The 16,279-nt window shown below is 42.2% G+C and carries 21 protein-coding genes; 8 read left to right on the forward strand and 13 right to left on the reverse strand.

The features are described from left to right. Window positions 1–6: 6 nt before the first annotated feature. Both SIO70_RS18730 and SIO70_RS18735 read right to left on the reverse strand, forming a co-directional pair. Window positions 7–987: an AraC family transcriptional regulator gene (locus SIO70_RS18730; protein WP_320573199.1), complete on the reverse strand. Its 981-nt coding sequence runs from the start codon at window positions 985–987 to the stop codon at window positions 7–9. 4 nt (window positions 988–991) lie between these two features. Further along, entirely contained in the window at window positions 992–1,462 is a 471-nt protein-coding gene (locus tag SIO70_RS18735) for a GNAT family N-acetyltransferase (RefSeq protein ID WP_320573201.1), read from the reverse strand. 63 nt (window positions 1,463–1,525) lie between these two features. Here SIO70_RS18735 and SIO70_RS18740 point away from each other — a divergent pair, with 63 nt between their 5' ends. The 4 genes from SIO70_RS18740 (at window position 1,526) to SIO70_RS18755 (ending at window position 3,645) form a co-directional block, all read left to right on the forward strand. Next, window positions 1,526–2,041: a hypothetical protein gene (locus tag SIO70_RS18740; protein WP_320573202.1), complete on the forward strand. Its 516-nt coding sequence runs from the start codon at window positions 1,526–1,528 to the stop codon at window positions 2,039–2,041. A gap of 118 nt (window positions 2,042–2,159) precedes the next feature. Next, window positions 2,160–2,432, forward strand: coding sequence for a hypothetical protein (locus SIO70_RS18745; protein ID WP_320573204.1), 273 nt, complete (start codon window positions 2,160–2,162; stop codon window positions 2,430–2,432). A gap of 41 nt (window positions 2,433–2,473) precedes the next feature. Next, window positions 2,474–2,806, forward strand: coding sequence for a hypothetical protein (locus SIO70_RS18750; protein WP_320573206.1), 333 nt, complete (start codon window positions 2,474–2,476; stop codon window positions 2,804–2,806). 218 nt (window positions 2,807–3,024) lie between these two features. Beyond that, window positions 3,025–3,645 (forward strand): NAD(P)H-dependent oxidoreductase, encoded by a 621-nt coding sequence (locus tag SIO70_RS18755; protein ID WP_320573208.1) that lies wholly within the window; start codon window positions 3,025–3,027, stop codon window positions 3,643–3,645. Window positions 3,646–3,682: 37 nt separating this feature from the next. Here the strand turns inward: SIO70_RS18755 and SIO70_RS18760 are convergent, their stop codons facing one another. Continuing rightward, window positions 3,683–4,147, reverse strand: a complete 465-nt coding sequence (locus SIO70_RS18760; RefSeq protein WP_320573210.1) for an Lrp/AsnC family transcriptional regulator — start codon at window positions 4,145–4,147, stop codon at window positions 3,683–3,685. A 157-nt stretch (window positions 4,148–4,304) separates the two neighbouring features. Here SIO70_RS18760 and SIO70_RS18765 point away from each other — a divergent pair, with 157 nt between their 5' ends. Continuing rightward, window positions 4,305–5,354 (forward strand): cysteine synthase family protein, encoded by a 1,050-nt coding sequence (locus tag SIO70_RS18765; protein WP_320573212.1) that lies wholly within the window; start codon window positions 4,305–4,307, stop codon window positions 5,352–5,354. 120 nt (window positions 5,355–5,474) lie between these two features. On the opposite strand, the gene SIO70_RS18770 is transcribed toward SIO70_RS18765, so the two are convergent. Next, window positions 5,475–6,335: a bestrophin family protein gene (locus SIO70_RS18770; protein ID WP_320573213.1), complete on the reverse strand. Its 861-nt coding sequence runs from the start codon at window positions 6,333–6,335 to the stop codon at window positions 5,475–5,477. A 150-nt stretch (window positions 6,336–6,485) separates the two neighbouring features. After that, complete coding sequence (locus tag SIO70_RS18775) at window positions 6,486–7,334, reverse strand: universal stress protein (RefSeq protein ID WP_320573215.1); 849 nt, start codon at window positions 7,332–7,334, stop codon at window positions 6,486–6,488. Between the two features lie 307 nt (window positions 7,335–7,641). On the opposite strand from SIO70_RS18775, the gene SIO70_RS18780 reads away from it, so the two are divergent. Together SIO70_RS18780 and SIO70_RS18785 are read left to right on the forward strand one after the other, a co-directional pair. After that, window positions 7,642–8,073, forward strand: coding sequence for an Hsp20/alpha crystallin family protein (locus SIO70_RS18780; RefSeq protein ID WP_320573217.1), 432 nt, complete (start codon window positions 7,642–7,644; stop codon window positions 8,071–8,073). Window positions 8,074–8,360: 287 nt separating this feature from the next. Further along, window positions 8,361–8,900 (forward strand): hypothetical protein, encoded by a 540-nt coding sequence (locus SIO70_RS18785; RefSeq protein ID WP_320573218.1) that lies wholly within the window; start codon window positions 8,361–8,363, stop codon window positions 8,898–8,900. 9 nt (window positions 8,901–8,909) lie between these two features. On the opposite strand, the gene SIO70_RS18790 is transcribed toward SIO70_RS18785, so the two are convergent. Then, window positions 8,910–9,800, reverse strand: a complete 891-nt coding sequence (locus SIO70_RS18790) for a LysR substrate-binding domain-containing protein (protein WP_320573220.1) — start codon at window positions 9,798–9,800, stop codon at window positions 8,910–8,912. 90 nt (window positions 9,801–9,890) lie between these two features. Between SIO70_RS18790 and SIO70_RS18795 the strand changes: the two genes are divergently transcribed. Next, complete coding sequence (locus tag SIO70_RS18795; RefSeq protein WP_320573222.1) at window positions 9,891–10,448, forward strand: hypothetical protein; 558 nt, start codon at window positions 9,891–9,893, stop codon at window positions 10,446–10,448. A gap of 153 nt (window positions 10,449–10,601) precedes the next feature. Here the strand turns inward: SIO70_RS18795 and SIO70_RS18800 are convergent, their stop codons facing one another. The 7 genes from SIO70_RS18800 to SIO70_RS18830 form a co-directional block, all read right to left on the reverse strand. After that, a complete protein-coding gene (locus SIO70_RS18800) occupies window positions 10,602–11,798 on the reverse strand; it encodes a DUF3570 domain-containing protein (RefSeq protein WP_320573224.1) in 1,197 nt (398 codons plus the stop codon). Between the two features lie 9 nt (window positions 11,799–11,807). Further along, complete coding sequence (locus tag SIO70_RS18805) at window positions 11,808–12,032, reverse strand: DUF4266 domain-containing protein (protein WP_320573226.1); 225 nt, start codon at window positions 12,030–12,032, stop codon at window positions 11,808–11,810. Beyond that, complete coding sequence (locus tag SIO70_RS18810; RefSeq protein WP_320573227.1) at window positions 12,029–12,985, reverse strand: FAD:protein FMN transferase; 957 nt, start codon at window positions 12,983–12,985, stop codon at window positions 12,029–12,031. The genes SIO70_RS18805 and SIO70_RS18810 overlap by 4 nt, the downstream gene beginning before the upstream one ends. Continuing rightward, window positions 12,969–13,412, reverse strand: coding sequence for a thioredoxin family protein (locus SIO70_RS18815; protein WP_320573229.1), 444 nt, complete (start codon window positions 13,410–13,412; stop codon window positions 12,969–12,971). The genes SIO70_RS18810 and SIO70_RS18815 overlap by 17 nt, the downstream gene beginning before the upstream one ends. Window positions 13,413–13,674: 262 nt before the next feature. Then, window positions 13,675–14,601, reverse strand: a complete 927-nt coding sequence (locus SIO70_RS18820; RefSeq protein ID WP_320573231.1) for a helix-turn-helix transcriptional regulator — start codon at window positions 14,599–14,601, stop codon at window positions 13,675–13,677. 71 nt (window positions 14,602–14,672) lie between these two features. After that, window positions 14,673–15,083 carry an ester cyclase gene (locus tag SIO70_RS18825; protein WP_320573233.1) on the reverse strand — a complete coding sequence of 137 codons (411 nt, stop codon included), beginning with the start codon at window positions 15,081–15,083 and terminating at the stop codon, window positions 14,673–14,675. A 228-nt stretch (window positions 15,084–15,311) separates the two neighbouring features. Further along, window positions 15,312–15,986, reverse strand: coding sequence for a porin family protein (locus SIO70_RS18830; protein WP_320573235.1), 675 nt, complete (start codon window positions 15,984–15,986; stop codon window positions 15,312–15,314). Window positions 15,987–16,279 lie beyond the last annotated feature (293 nt).

A 16,279-nucleotide genomic window follows, 5' to 3' on the forward strand; every position in this document is an offset into this window, starting at 1 on the left:
ATAGTCCTATCCGCCGGTCGCGTATTTTTTAGGCTTTAAACCATGGTACTTTTCAAAAAGGCGTCCAAAGTGACTAAGATTGGCAAAACCCAGCTGGTAGCCGGCTTCCGAAACGGATAACCCACTATGTTTGAGCAGGAATGCGGCTTCTTCCATACGCGCCTGCTGGTAAAAGTTATATATCGTATCTCCAAATACCTGTTTAAAGATGTCTTTCATCTTTGTTTCTCCAAACCCTGCCATTTTTGCCAGTTCCGGTAGACTGGGTGGAACGGAAAGGTCGGCAAGAATAGCTGTCCTGATCATTAGGAGCTTTTCTACGTCGTCTTTATGAACAAGGTGATAGTTAACTACCTCCCGATTTTGCAGCTTCTCAAAAACAAGATAAAGCAGCTCCTGAACTTTCAACCGATAATAAAAATTTCCCAGTTCATTATCTTCCCTGGCATCCGTCACCTGCCTGATGAGCTTATTAATTTCAACAGTCATGCTTTCATAATACAAAAAACCAGGGGCGGCATTCAATATAGTTTCTACCACATTGTTTGGCTTATTAATACCGAGCAATTCCTTCAAAGCATTTTTCATAATCCCAACAACAAGAAAGTGAATATCTGTATTAGCAGGAAAACGAATCTGAGAATGCAGGTCGGTGGAAGCAATTTGAATAGCATAAGCACTGCTTCGTGAAAGGGGATTTGGAGTACCATCAGTATTTACGCTGGCAGTAGCTTCATTACTATGAAAGATAACGCTAACCAAATCGTTCGGCTCGTCGCTGGCTACCCTGCTCAGAATAATATCCTGGTTGAGTTTATATCTGTGAACGATGAGTTTGAGGCCGGGTGATAAAGAAATTCTTCTGATGCTACCAGTACCCATCACCGGTGGGAGGATCAACCGGTCGCCTTCCAGTGGAACGTTGAACTTTTTAGCGAAGTGAGTAAGAAAGTCGAATTGTGGGTTAGGTACAAATTCAAAAAACATAAGACTATATCAATTTGTAAATAAACTCTTCAATTTCCGCCTGCCGTGCATTAGCAAATCCTTTATCGGTGCCGGTTTTAACAAACCCACATTTTTCCAATACCCGCTGTGAACCAATATTATCAAATGCTGTGCGTCCGTAAACCGGTCTGGTTTTTATAATGGATAAAAGTTGGGTCAGTGCTTTTGTCGCTATTCCTTGTGCCCAGTACTTTTTATTTATCCAGTAAGTAATTTCCGCATGTCCTGCCACATCAAACTGAGCGATACTGCCTGCAATAACGCCATCCACGATGATGGTATACATATTGATTGTGGGGTCATTCAGGCATTTCCCGTATTTCTGCAGGTAGGCGGTTTTGTCTGTCGGATCTTTTGAAGTAAACGCGGCTAAGTAGTTAGCTTCCTGATCCAACTGGAAGAGAAAGAAATGGTCTAAATCGGTAATTGCTGTTTTTTGTAAGGTGATTACCATAGCACGGATTTATACGAAGATATTGTAATTTTTGGCAGCGTATTTGTTATTATAAGTATCACTATGAAAAACCTGATCATCTATATCATCATTGTATTCCCCCTGTTCTCCTGCAATAAGAACGGCGCTATCGCATTTAGGGACTCCATCACTCAGAAGGAACACGATATATCAGATATGCTGATCAGTAAGAACGGCCTTGAATCCCGTAAACTGGAATACCTGATAGCGGAGGATTTCGATCAGGCACTGGCGATAACAGATAGTCAGCAGGTCGTATTTGATAAGATTATCCAGGAATTAAAGAGGGTAAATGCGGATCAATTTTCAGGAGGCGATCACCTGAAACAGGCAGCTGTTGAGTATCATATGGCATTGAAGGAATTATATCTTTATCCAAAGAAAGAAATTACCTGGCAGAAGAAGCTGTCAACTGCTACAAAGCAGGATAAAGATTCGTTGCAGCATGATTTGCTGGAAATATATAAAGATAAGCAGGCGTATTTTCAAAATGTATATAAAGCGAATGAAGCGTATGTGTTGGCTGTGCAAAGGTTTAATAAGGAAAATAGGTTGTAAGGTCGTAACATATTGGCTGCTGCCCGGCTTGTTTGAGCTGCAGTAGTTGATCCGTGGGGGATCAGGCCTTTATTTTGCAAGTGGATTTAGAGAGATCTCTACTAAAGGAACCGTCACAATGACAAGAAAGGTAAACCAGATAATTGTTCCAGGTGATGTTAAACAAAGATGGTATGGCAATTATAACTGGAATGAAGGAATGAGTGCATGGATACCAGGTTTTAGAGATGTTTTCGATGAGGACGGATTATATTTAAAAGAAAATGGGAGTGCCCGTGATTTTGGGCTTCGTGCACTTTGGCATACAACCATTTCAGGAACAATAATATTTCTTCCACTATCGTTATATTATAATAATTTTCATTTCACCCATAAGGATGTTGGAAGGTAGATTGTTTATTTAAAGATCCTTATTCATCTAATAGAAATGGCATGAAAAAACGTATAGGTCTTGTTATTGGCATTCTTATCATACTAATATTATTTATTGCTTATTGGTTTTACGATAATTCATATGTTTTGCTGAAACCAGTACTGACTAAGCCTACAGGGGAACCAATAATTGTTGGATATACTGATGAAATGATCAAAAATTTTCCCGACGTATTAAAACATTATAAAGTAGAGTATAAGATAAATGACTCAGGGCATTTCCTTATCAAAGCCAAATACATGAAGGACAGAGACTATATTCTATCTATTACCGAATGTACTTTGGATAGCAACATGATGCGCGAAATTAGAAAACTGAATAAATTTAAGTAGCAATATTGATAAGAACCAAGGTAAACGGCCTCATAGAGATGTGAGGCCGTTTGCCAAATTAATATCGCAAAAGCCTAACGTCTATCATTCATTCCAAAGGTTGTAAGAACAAATCCTATAACATTCACTTCGGAATCCCCTCTCTAAACAATGGTACAACGTATCAGGATCTCCCAATACCATACATTCCTTTTCTGTACATTCGTCAAAAAAAGAAAATGAAACTATTGATCATAAACGGCTCTCTCCGTGGCCCAAAGGGCAACTCCGCAGCCATTGCAAAGTATGCAGAAAATATGCTGGGCCAACAATCGGTCACACTAACTCTTTCGGATAAACTCCCCACCATCCGCGAAGTATATAACCTATTGGAAAGCTGCGACGGCTTTCTTGTTATCTCCGGTGTGTATTGGAACAACTGGAGCTCACTGCTACAGCGGTTTATAGAAGTAACGACTGCTTTTGAAAATACCCCGGCTTTTTTTGGTAAGCCAATGGCTTGTGTAGTCACCATGGATTCAGTAGGAGGGATAGAAGTAGCGGCAAGATTACAAGCCGTATTTGGTGGCCTTGGATGCTGGGCCACTCCCTGTTCTACAGTCGTATTGTCCCGTGTAGGGCAGGAAGCGATTGCCGCGACTACCGGTATGGAAGATGATCCGAATGAAGATGTTTGGAGAATAGATGATCTGTCAGTCGTGCTGCACAACCTGTTGGCTGCTGCCGGCATGCCGCGAAATAGCTGGGAGGCATGGCCACATAGAGCATTACAGATTCCTGAAGGTCCATGGCCAGTGGAAGGGCTGTTGGATATGGGGACGCCGAAGTTTCTTGAATGAAGGGAATGAGTGGTTGGAAAAGTGTAATAAAGACTCCCTACAATGGATATGCCGTTTCACTCTTTGTCTCTGACAATACAAAAAAGCTCTGCACCGTACTGATATTAGGCAAAGCCGCCAGGTTCCTGTAAAAAGTATGATACGCATCCATATCACTCGTTGCCACCCGCAGGATAAAGTCAAAAGTCCCTGTCATCTGAAAACATTCCATCACCTCCGGGAATTTCGCTACCTCCTTCTCAAAAGTGCTCAACGTAGAAGCCGCATGGTCATGTAATAATACATGACTGAAAGCAATCAGCTTCCTGTTTATTTTCTTCCTGTCCAGCAGCGCTACGATTTTCGTAATATACCCGCTTTCTTTCAGTTGCCGGATCCGCTCATGAATCGTAGCGACTGATTTATGTAACTGAGAAGCAATTTCCTTGTTTGTCAGTTCTGCATTCTGCTGCAGCAACCTCAAAATCTGAATATCGATATCGTCTAACTGGTTTTTGTCCATTTTAAATTTAATAAAATCCGGACCGGAAGGTGGTGAAAGAAATAATTTCCGGAAAATAATGCAATTTTTTCGGTAAAATCCAGAAAATTTATGGAATAATGGCCTACCGATTGACATGGTTACCGTTATTTCAGAGCTTTGTTAAAAATTATTCACCATGATGGTGTCTGCAATGTCAATGGTTGATCAACGATTTAGTGAGCTGTGGAACCTGGTGGGTAACACGCCTATGCTAAAACTCGAATATCTGTATAAAGGCCGTCCTGGCTATATATTCGTAAAATGTGAACACTATAATCTGACAGGTAGTATCAAGGATCGTATGACCCTTTATATAATGAAGCAGGCCTATATACAGGGGTTGATCAAACCTGGTGATACCATTGTAGAGGCAACAAGTGGCAATACAGGAATTGCATTTTCTGCTATTGGCCGTGCACTGGGGCATAAGGTGATCATTATGATGCCGGATTGGCTCAGCAAAGAACGGCAGGACATTATCAGAAGTTTCGGGGCCACAGTGCGGCTGGTCAGTAAAGAGGAAGGTGGATTTCTGGGAAGTATTAAGCTGGCAGAAGAATTACAGGAGAGCAGTGATCAATATTTCCTGCCCCGTCAGTTTGAGAATGAATATAACACAGCAGCACATGCATTGAGTACCGGTCCTGAAATATGGGAACAGCTTATGCAGGCCGGGTTACAGCCCGATGCATTTGTAGCAGGCGTAGGTACCGGGGGAACTGTAATGGGAGTGGGCAGATACCTGAAAAGTAAGGATCCGGGTATCAGGGTACACCCCTTAGAGCCAGCGGAATCACCTACTTTAAGTACAGGGCATAAAGTGGGGAGTCATCGTATTCAGGGCATTTCGGATGAGTTTATTCCTGCTATTGTACGGTTGGACCAGTTAGATGAGATCGTACAGGCCAATGATGGTGATGCGATCATTGTAGCACAAAAGCTGGCTGCAGAACTGGGACTGGCAGTGGGTATTTCTTCCGGGGCAAACGTAATCGGGGCGATCCGCCTGAAAGAGCAAATGGGAGAGGATGCTGTCGTGGTGACACTCTTGTGCGATAGTAATAAAAAATACCTGAGTACGGATCTGGTGAAACCTCAGCCTTCTCAGCCATATTATGTTTCTGAGGCAGTTAGTTTTACGGGATTCCGTACCATTCCCCGACTGAGCGGATCAATAATTCATTAAACATATACAGAACCAATCATTAAATAGCATAACGGCCTGCACTTTTCTAAGAAGCAGGCCGGTTTTTTTATTTGAAGGAGTAGCAATATTTGAAGACGAGTTGACCATCAATATGGTTTATTACATCAGGTAATAACTATCTTCCTGCATTTCATGCTCAGGAACCGCTTCCCCAATCATCTCCAGCAAATTCACTTCAATCGTCTGACTAATGGCTGTCATAGGTGTATCCGTAGGCTTATTTTCAAATGGATCCTGCATGATAATAGCCGTTCGCTCAATAGCAATAAACAAAACCGGCACGACAAATACGATAATGATTTCCATCCATTGCGTCCTGTCTTCCAGTCCAAATGGCAGAATTGTCATTAATACATAGATCAGGAAGTGAATCAACAGACTATACGATTTTGGAAAAACAGTTTTTTTAATGCGTTCGCATTTCCCCATGGCATCGCACAACCTGGCAATCGTGGCATCTATTTGTACCTGCCTGTTAGGGTTCAGTTGCTTTGCTGCAGCAAGCACTTCCGCATGTTTATTGAGCAAAAGGTTGGGCCAGTTACGGCTATCGGTGTTGTATGCAGAAAGATACACCTTTACCTTTTCAGAGAAAGATAATCCTCTTAACGATTCTGAGAGTGCATAGCACCATATAATCTGGCGGTGTGCAAATTCATTTACTTCTTCAGGAAGATATGTTTTTACCTGTCGGATAAGGGTCCGGCTGTCATTGACGATGGCCCCCCAGATGAGCCTTGCTTCCCACCAGCGTTCATAAGATTGGGAGGTTCTGAAAGCGAGCAGGAGGGATACGATAGTGGCGATAAGAGAGGATACGGCAAGAGGAATGGAGATGCGTTGCAGGATACCATAATGGTCCAGAGAACCGGCAAAGATCGCGTAGAGGGCGATGGCAAGAATGTCCCATTTGATGAGGTCGAGAAAGTAGGAGATGGAGATCCGTTTGTTCAGTAGCATGAAGGTAAAAACAAGTAAAGGAGGAAATTGTTTTAGTTAGAAAAATTATAACCTTCCAATTTTCCAGCCGCGGAGAGAATATCTCCATACCTGAATTCCTTAACCTCCTTACAAAATTTAAAATAAGGGGGAATCACCTTCCCCCCAATCTCATACATGACCTGTAGGATGAGTAATAAATACCGGCCCCTTTAAATTACGTATAATATTATCAGCACTGCTGCTGTTAAAAAACCTTGATACCCTGCTGCGGCCATATGCTCCAAATGTACTGATCAGCTCTGTTTTTGTTTCCAGGTAGGTCTGTATAGCTTTATCTGCCTGGCCTGTCAGAATTTTGTAAGTCACATGTGCATTATATGCTTTCAGGTACTCCTGCAATTGTGTTTTTAGCGGTATCGTTTTCTCTCCTTTTTCGCAGACATATACAATCTCACAATGCCTGGTTACCAACTCAGGAAACAGCGCCGCAAATGCCCTGATCGCATACATGGATGAGTACGTTCCATTATAACAAAATGCCACGCCATTAGCAGCATGTGGTTCCTCAGGCAACACCATTACCGGGCATTGCGCATGGAGAAGCATGTTTTTTACAAACCCTGTTGGATTCGTATCAAACAGGAATGGGAAGGAAAGCGCTTTCCCGATAATGAGCAGATCTGCAAAACGGCTTTCAGTTATGACTTCCTCTTCTGCAATACCTTTGATTTTTTTGATAGTACAGGATAGTTCCCTTTCTTTACAATCCTTTTTCAGGGCAAGGTAATTGTCTTCAATAATCTCCTTTTTTTCAATCTCACTCTTCTTTATTGTTTCATAATATTTACCGGCCAATCCTTCAATACTACTGGCCGATAACAACTGGCCGGCACTTTTGGTGTCTTCCAGTAGCAGCAGTGTCAGGGTATGTTCGGGTAAAGAAGTAACTGTGGCGATAACGTCCAGTTGTTTTGCTGTATAGTTGACAGCATCTATGACGGCGAGCATCTTTTTCATGATGTGAAAGTTTTAAAGTCATTGATGAGAAGGGTAGTAATTACGCTCACTACCTTTCTGTTATCATATATTAAAAAAGCACTTTATAAATTAAACGTGGAACCCATTTTATGATCTGGCTGAAGTTAACACAATAAAGGTATTGGAATCAATGATGAATATCACTTTCCAGGGTGATATGAAAGGTGATGGAAATCATTATTTATCATATATGGGATCATTGTTTTCACTATTAAACAAGATGTACATTCATATTGTTAACTAACCAATTACAATCCCCAATAATATTAAAAACAAGGAGGTAACTATGTCTAAGGAATTAACCAAGGCAGCTCCTGTCGTGCCTGCCGTCTTCAATGAATACATTAAACCCTGGATAGATTTCTTTGATTTTAATGGCGGCAGAATCATTACTGCTACCGTTCCGGCTGTAAATATTACAGAAGAAAAAAATAAGTTTAAACTGACCGTTGCAGCACCGGGAATGAACAAAGAAGACTTTAAGATTGGCATTGAAGGTGATGTGCTGACAATCAGCGCAGATACCGAAGAAAAGGAAGAAACCCCTGCCAGACAGGAGTATAATTACAGCAGCTTCTCCAGGAGCTTCAGACTGCCAGCGAGTGTAGTCAAAGATAGAGTGGAAGCAAAATACAATAATGGTATCCTGAAATTATACCTGCCTAAGACAGAAGAGGCCCGTAGGGCATATGGTACAATGCATATAGGTATTCAGTAATGAATCGAAAGTTGTATCAAAAGTAATTCAGTGTGTTCACTCGTTTTTTTATAAAGCTGTTCCAGACTTAGGGTTGGAACAGCTTTTTTGTGTTGCCAACCGGTGTGATATCGGTGAAGGTTTAATACCATCTCATTACCATAAGTACATTAAAAGTACATTTCTATATCAATTCGATATTGAGGTGTACTTTTAATGGCGTATTAATACTCAATTGGTAACGGAGTTGTGCTATAGTTCCGACCTAAGTTGTAATATTATTCCTGTAACCTTAAAAATTGTTTGTTATGGCGATTGTTAAAGACAACATACTTCTTCAGGTTGTTCGGGGTACACTCGGCGATCAAATCACGATTTACGAAAGGAACGGGCAGATTATTATGGCGAAAAAACGCGGCCCGTCAAAGAAAAAACCAACAAAGAAACAGCTGGAAGCCAGGTATAAAATGCAGGTAGCAGCGGCGTATGCGCGGGTGATCCTCCAGGACCCGGAAATAAAGGCGTATTATAAGTCGCTGGCCGGCCCCGGACAGAATGCTTATAATATGGCTGTAAAGGATGCTTATAAGTCTCCTGAGGTGCAGGATATCCGGTTTGAAGACACAACTGTGGTCGTGCCGGCAAAAGACGAATTCAGGGTAGCAGAAGTGGATGTACGGGTGGTTGATGCTGCGGGTGACATCCTGGAAAGAGGAAAGGCGATTTTGGGCAGGAATGGGGTGGATTGGTATTATAAGGCAGCCAGTTTACCGGCAGGAGGTAAGGTAGTCGTTGTAGCGGTCGATTTGCCCGGAAATGAGACGGTCAGGGAGGTGAAACTGGAATAATCTGACCTCCTATTTTGGATTGAATTCCTTTGCGCCATCTTTCAGGATCTTATTAAATGCCATTAGTGCATGTTTTCTGTAATACTTCGCAGAAAACACAATAGTCGCATGTCTTTTAAAATCACTATGCTGAATGGGTATCGCCCGTAAAGCAGGAAATCCAAATAATGAGCTATTCATTAAAACCGTACACCAGTTTTTAGTGTCGGCCAACTGCAGGAGCGTATTGATATCATTCACTTCCATATCTATATTCAATTGCACCCCTGTTTCTGCCACTACCTTGTCAAATAACTGGCGAATGCTGAAACCTGCTGATGGCAAAGCCAGTGTTAGTCCACCGATCTCCGTCAGTTTGATTTTTTTATTACCAGCCATCTGATGGCTTTCATGCGTGATCAATGATAGATTGGCTATAAATAACCGATGTATTTCCAGTTGCCCGTCATCATTGGTTTCCATAAATGACAACATACAATCTACTGTCCCTTTGTCCAGTTTCTGTAACAACTCGTTAGTGGATCCGAATATGATATTGACTACAATCTGGGGGTACATGCTCCTGAAAGTTGGTAATGCTTTTACCAGCAAGGCAGACAATCCATAAGTGCTCCCTATATTCAGTACCCCGGTTTTCAGGTCTATCAGGTCATTCAAAACCTGCTGCCCTTCTGTTGCCTGCATCACGGTCTTATATGCATGAGGCAAAAAAAGATTTCCCGCTTCGGTTAATCGTATCCGTTTTCCCAGTCTGTCGAATAACAAAACCCCCAGTGTATTTTCCAGCTGCTTGATCTGCTGCGAAAGGGTACTTTGCGTAATGTACAATTCATTGGCCGCATCTGTAAAGTTTTGTAATTCTGCTGCCCGGATAAAGTATTTTAATTGCCTCAGTTCCATAATCGAAAGTTACGATTTACAAAATAGAAAAAATGAGTTTATCCGGACCATTTATTCTTCGCAGCTTTGTATCAACAAAAACGAATGATCATGGAAATCACACAAACACCTGAAAATGCATTGTCTGCCTCTGTAGTAAGCGCCATTATCAATGCCCCTATTGAGAAAGTAAATATTGCTGACTGGTTATTAAATTTACCTGATGCGGAATATCAACGTTGTTCAATCAATCACATTGCAGCAGGTGTTACTACTACTTTTGACGGAACTCCGATGTCTATTAATGTAGAGACCATTGGGAATGCGCTGGTAGTACAGCATTATGTAGCTACAGTAGCTCAACCGGATTACTGCCGTATGTTGTCTGTTTCTGATACGATCACTGCCAGTGGAAAATCAAAAGTGCAGGTGTTGTGGGAGCTTAGAGCAGAACGCATTGACGATCTGACCTGTCGGTATACAAATACAATTCATGCTACGGCTACGCCTGAATTTATGGCTTTTATAAAAGAACATGGAATTAGTCTTGCCGCAGCGGCACAGGCAAGGCAGGAGGCATCTGATGCGCATAATAGGGAAGAAACCCCCAATTTTGCAAAGAGTATTGAGAATAAAGCATTGTATGGACAGTATAATTTGCCTTTTTAACCTGGTTATTGACTGAGCAACTAATGGCCGGCGGTTGGTATGCAGGAACTGAGAACGTTTGCGCCGGAATACAGCTTCCTTATAAGCCGTAATTGATTTACAGGAAATATCTAACAATAAATGTTTGCGGGTGAACAACTCCACCCGCAAACATTATTTAAACTTCAGATTCAGCGAAACAATATTCGCCTGCAATCCATTAGTTTGCGTATAATGCCCATACCTCAATTCCAGCATATTAAAATGCTGCCAGCCAAACACCCCATGTGGAGGCATCATACGTATTCCTGCACCAAAGAAATGACTGTCAAAACCAGACAAATCATAATTGCTGGTATAATATTCATCCGCACTGGTATGCGCCTGGTAGCCTGCAAAGTATTTTGTACCCACCTGATGATTATACCTGTAAAAAGGCGTAACCGAATAAAAAGGAGACAACTTCACAGAGGTCTCAAGACTCGCAGTATGTGCGGTGATGCTCCAGTTATCATGGTAATACCGATAATATCCTCTCAGTACTACTTTATCACCCAGGAAATAATTTGCCCGTAACCCTAACGGTATCTTCAGCCTGCTATCTGGTAATTTCTCCACATGCACACTATTATCATTGAAATACACCCTATGAAATGGTAAGCCAAGATATCCGGATTGATAGATGACATCCATCAAAAACATCAGCTGGAACCGGGAGTTGACAATCTGGGACCAGGACACGCTGCCGCTATAGGTTTTCCTTCCTGCCGTAGCGTAGTCTTCATGTTCTCCATTTCCGCCTCCATCTGTTCTCAATTCTATGGGATATATCAGTTTCAGGTTGTCCTGGTAGGTTTGCAGTTTAAGCGAAAATTCTCCCATTTTATTATGTGTCTTCTGTGCAAACAACAGGCTTGCACCGATGGACTGATAGTCAAATTCATGAGAGAAAGAAACCCCTGCACCTACAGTCGTCCCATTTTTATTCTCCATTTCCCAGGATACAGACGGGTAAAACCGCGTATCAGCAGAAGAGGCAGAAGAAATCGTTTTAGGATCTATCTTGTCAGACGAAGCAGAAGTGTAGTGATCAATTCCCAGTTCTACATTCCAGGTATGCTTACGATCACGTTTGTCATATTTGGAAAGTGTGACCTGTATGGAATTGGACAGATCTGTTAGGTTTTGTGTGCCAATACCACCTGTCACCGCTGCATGATCACCATCCTGGTGGTAGTAGCTGGAAATGATATTTACTTCTTCCAGTTGTAATTTCCGGTTTTTGTAGGTGCCGGAATCGGCAGGCGTTTGAGCATGCGCATACAATATACCTGCGAACATTGCCAGTATAGCGAGGTTCAGTTTTTTCATATAGCTTGTTTAGTTACAACCACATCCACCGCCACTTTTAGCTCCATTAGCCCCGGAGGCACCTTCCCGGTAAGATTCGAAACTCAATTCTGTTTTTTCCACCTTGCGGTTGCCCAGCGTCATCTCACCATCATTCAGGCGATTCTTCTGGTATTCTTTCACGGTTGTACAGGAGGCCAGTAGGATCGCGGTGATGCTACCCAGCACTATTAGCGTACAGGTTGTTTTGATCATTGCAGTTGGATATTATCTGAAGTAAATAATTTATTCTGGTTGTCGACGATGATGCAGGCAATCTGTTTAATCTGGTTAATCATATTCAGGCCGGCCCTGATGCCCATGATCATCACGGGGGTGGCCATGGCATCTGCTATTTCAGCATTGGTGCTGATAATGGATACACTTTTGATACCGGTGACAGGTAGTCCTGTTTTCGGATCAATGGTATGTGAATACTTTTTCCCTTTTATGATTACATATTTCTCATAATTGCCGGAGGTAGCAATTGCCTGATCAGAGATGTTGAGATAAGAGAAGGGATGGTGCGTACTATCGGGATCTGCAATACCTACGGTCCAGGGCGTACCATCCGGTTGTGTGCCCCAGGCAGTCAGATCCCCTGCAGCATTGACGATGCCGCTGTGTACCCCTCTCTGGCGCAACAGTTGCTTCGCACATTCTGCGGCATACCCTTTTCCTATACCCCCAAAACCAATACGCATGCCCTTCTTTAGGAGCATGACTTCATTGGAGGCAGGGTTGACCATTATATTCCGGTAATCGATCAGCTTTACCATCTCCCGGGCAATATCCGGATCGGGTAATGCAGTCATTTGCTGATCGAAATTCCACAGACTTTTATCTACAGATCCGTAACTCAGGTCAAATGCGCCTTGTGTAATACGGGATATTTTAGCTGCCCGCAAAATTAATTCGCAGACTTCCCTATCTACTACTACAGGCTGCATACCGGCATTCCGGTTGATCAGGGACGTCTGACTTTCTTCATTAAAGGTGGTGAGCAGGCGTTCAATACGACGTATTTCTTCAATGGCAGCATGAATGTGGGCCGAGGCTTTTTGCTCATTATCGCATACAACCGTGAGCTCAAAACGGTTGCCCATGAGTTTCAGTACCTTTCTGTATACCTGTTCTGTCAGGCATACAACATCATTTTCCTGTTGCATGGAAGGTGTTTTTAAGCTGATCGACAAAACCTTCAGGTGTAGTATTGGGAACCCCTTCCCAGGTCTTTAATACCTTGCCATTTTCGTCGAGTAACAGTGTGTAAGGGAAATGACCTTCGGGATTATATTTGTCCGCCAGGGTATCATTTCGTTTTTGTTGTTCCTTACTCAACTGGTTCTTTTTTGAACGGGGGAAATCTGCGTTAAGTAGTACTAATTGCTGATCGGCAAAGGTTAGAAAGGCAGTATTATTAAAAAATTCATTTTTAAGCCGGATACAAGGACCACACCAGTCAGATCCTGAAAAGTTTAATAGAATCAGGTGATGATTGTTCACCGCTGTCTGTCTGGCCTTTTCAAAATCTGTTTCCCACACGGGTGTGGTAAATGTCCATAGGCATGACAATGCAATTAACAGTACTTTCATATTATTAGTGCCATTTTGCTTCCTTATCTTATGGCGATACGAAGTAAATAGATATGGTGTGAAAAGGTTGTTAAAGTGTTGATTTTAAGATAATTTTAAGATATTTATTTTTGGCATATGAAGCCTTGTTTTGTAAGCTGTAAATAGCTGACAATCACTTGGGATTTTACAAAGGTGAGGGGAGATTCTGTAGAGATTCTGAAAATTCTTTTTATATACAGAGAGAATAGGAACCCTGGTGGGATATTATCATTAGTGATTACTAACTGAACGACTCCCGAAATGCCATCGGTGACATTCCCGTTTTCGCTTTGAAAATTCTACTAAATGATTGCGGATGCTCAAATCCCAGTTCGTAAGCGATCTCACTAACTGACAATGTTGTTGTTGATATCCGTTCCCTTGCTACCTCAATCATTTTATCCTGAATATGCTGCTGGGTATTGCGCCCCGTTGCTATAGTCAACAATGAACTGAGATAATTGCGTGAAAGATGCAATTGGTCGGCGATCTGCTGTACTGTGGGCACGCCTGAAGTGAGAAGGTTTGTACTGGAAAATGCTTCTTTCAGCAGATCGTCTAATCGTTCCAATACCTGATGATTCGCAATGTTACGTGTCAGGAATTGCCTGTGATAAAAACGGTCGGCGTAGTTGAGTAAAGCTTCCACATGGTTGATAATAATATGCTGACTAAACTGATCCATATTGGCCTGGTATTCCTGCCGGATGTTTTGAAGAATGCTTACGATGGTCGCTTCTTCCTTGTCAGATAAGAACAGTGCTTCGTTCACTGAATAGCCGAAGTATTCATATCTTTTGATATCCTTTGCCAGTGGGGTGTGCCAGAGAAAGTCAGGATGGATCAGGAGCATCCATCCCTTTACTTCATTGGTGTCACCTGCCGCATCCTGCCCCATGCCAAATACCTGTCCGGGAGACATGAAATAGAGAACGCCTTCGTCAAAGTCATAACGATGTTGTCCGTATTTCAGATTAAGATTGAAATTCCGTTTGAGCGCGATCACATAAAAGTCAAATACCATGGATTTGGAGACTTCCAGAAACTCAGCATTGACAGCTGTTAATTCCAGCACACTGATGGATGGGTGCATGGGTGGCGGGAATTTCCTGAGTCGATGTAGTTCGCTGATGGAACGGATGCGGACAGGTGATGTGTTTTTCATCATTTAAAGCTACGTAGTTTAACGGCTTTTAAATTTGTTACAGGCAGAAAGGTGCATGTATTTTTGTAAACCTATCAATGGCCTTTCAACTTGCCTAACGCCATCCCAAAATCGCTCTGTACCCAATGCTCTGCATACTTTCCATCTTCTATCCTGATAATTTCAATTGCTTCAAAGGTAATCGGCTCACCTGTTGCTGCGATCCCAAATAAATTCCCGCTATGGGTACCGCTGATCAACTTATGTGTAACTACCAGGTCATTTTCTGCAATCTGCCGTAATTTAGTCACTTTAATGTTTGATAACCCCGTATGCAATGCATGCAAAAAGTGATGAAAGCTGTCTTTCCCATTTGGCGTGCCCGGTTCGGCTGCATGGTTAATCACCTGGTCGGATACGAGTTCATCCATCGCAACGGTGTTATTTTGTTCAATACAGACAGTGTCAAAATGCGAGATGAGGGCCTTGTTTTTTTCTACATTCATGATTATGAAATTTGATAACAAAGGTCAGGTTCTGATAGTAGATGGAGGTAACCGGATGTAAGGAGATTGTAACCGGATGTATGAATGTAATAAAAATTAAAAGAGGATGTATCTAAATTAGATACACCCTCTTTTAATTCGGATACCTGATGGAGCCAGATTCTTTTTTATGCGTTTCTCAGGAGTTTCATTTATTAATGAGTTCCTCTTTTTTACAATAACTTTTTATTAGAAACCACCGAAGCTAATTCCCACTGTATATGCCTTTACAGCATAAGTATTATTGGATTTGAATATATCGTTCAGCGCATAAGTACCAAATATGGCATAGTTGCCCCAACCAATCCTCGCTGTACCTGCAAACCGGATGGTGTTAAACCAGTACTTGCTGCTTTCCACTTCTGTAACGTTGTGGCCTGTCTGGTTATTGACTAAACGTGTATGTGCATTCAGGAGATAACCTGTTTTTACACCCACACCCACTTTGAAACCTTTGTTGAGATCGTCCTTGCGTTGATGGAAACGCAGTTCCAACGGAATTTCAAGGTAAGTAGTCGCCATCTTGGAATGCTTGTAATTATCTGATGCTGTTCTGGATGGTGATGTCGTATTGGTGATATCAATCTTTTCTTTACTAAAGTAGTAATGATCAGAACCTACTCCTAAACCGGCACCGAGACTGAATTTACTTTCGCTCAAAGGAATATCATACATGAGCGCGACATTGAGGGTTCTGTTAAAGCCCATATGAAGGGAAGAGGCACCGGTACCGTTCATATTCACATAACCAGCCTGGATTACCAGGTAATCTGTTGATTTCGCAACAGCACTCTTCAGTGTGCTTTGGGCGAAGGTTGTGTATGAAATACTGAGTAACCCAAATGCTAAGATGATTTTCTTCATGTTTAAGTATTAGTCGATTGTATTTGCCTCAAGCAGGTGATTGAGACGCCGAAGATAGAATTTATTGAAGAGTTAACCAATAGGTGCCCTCAACCCGGGAAGAAATCTCTGGTTTGCGGCCACAAATGTCCGTGCTTCGCCAGTATATTGGTCGGGGTACCGCCCGGTTTTGTAGACAAAATGCATGGTCCGACAGAATGGATTTTCAGGATTGGTAGTATGGATGGGTCCAGTAAGCCCCAATTGGGTAAGGCCATCCGCATTGCTGCAAAAACCGGCGCATGGCTTGCAGG

The sequence above is a fragment of the Chitinophaga sancti genome (assembly GCF_034087045.1).
GTDB lineage: Bacteria > Bacteroidota > Bacteroidia > Chitinophagales > Chitinophagaceae > Chitinophaga > Chitinophaga sancti_B.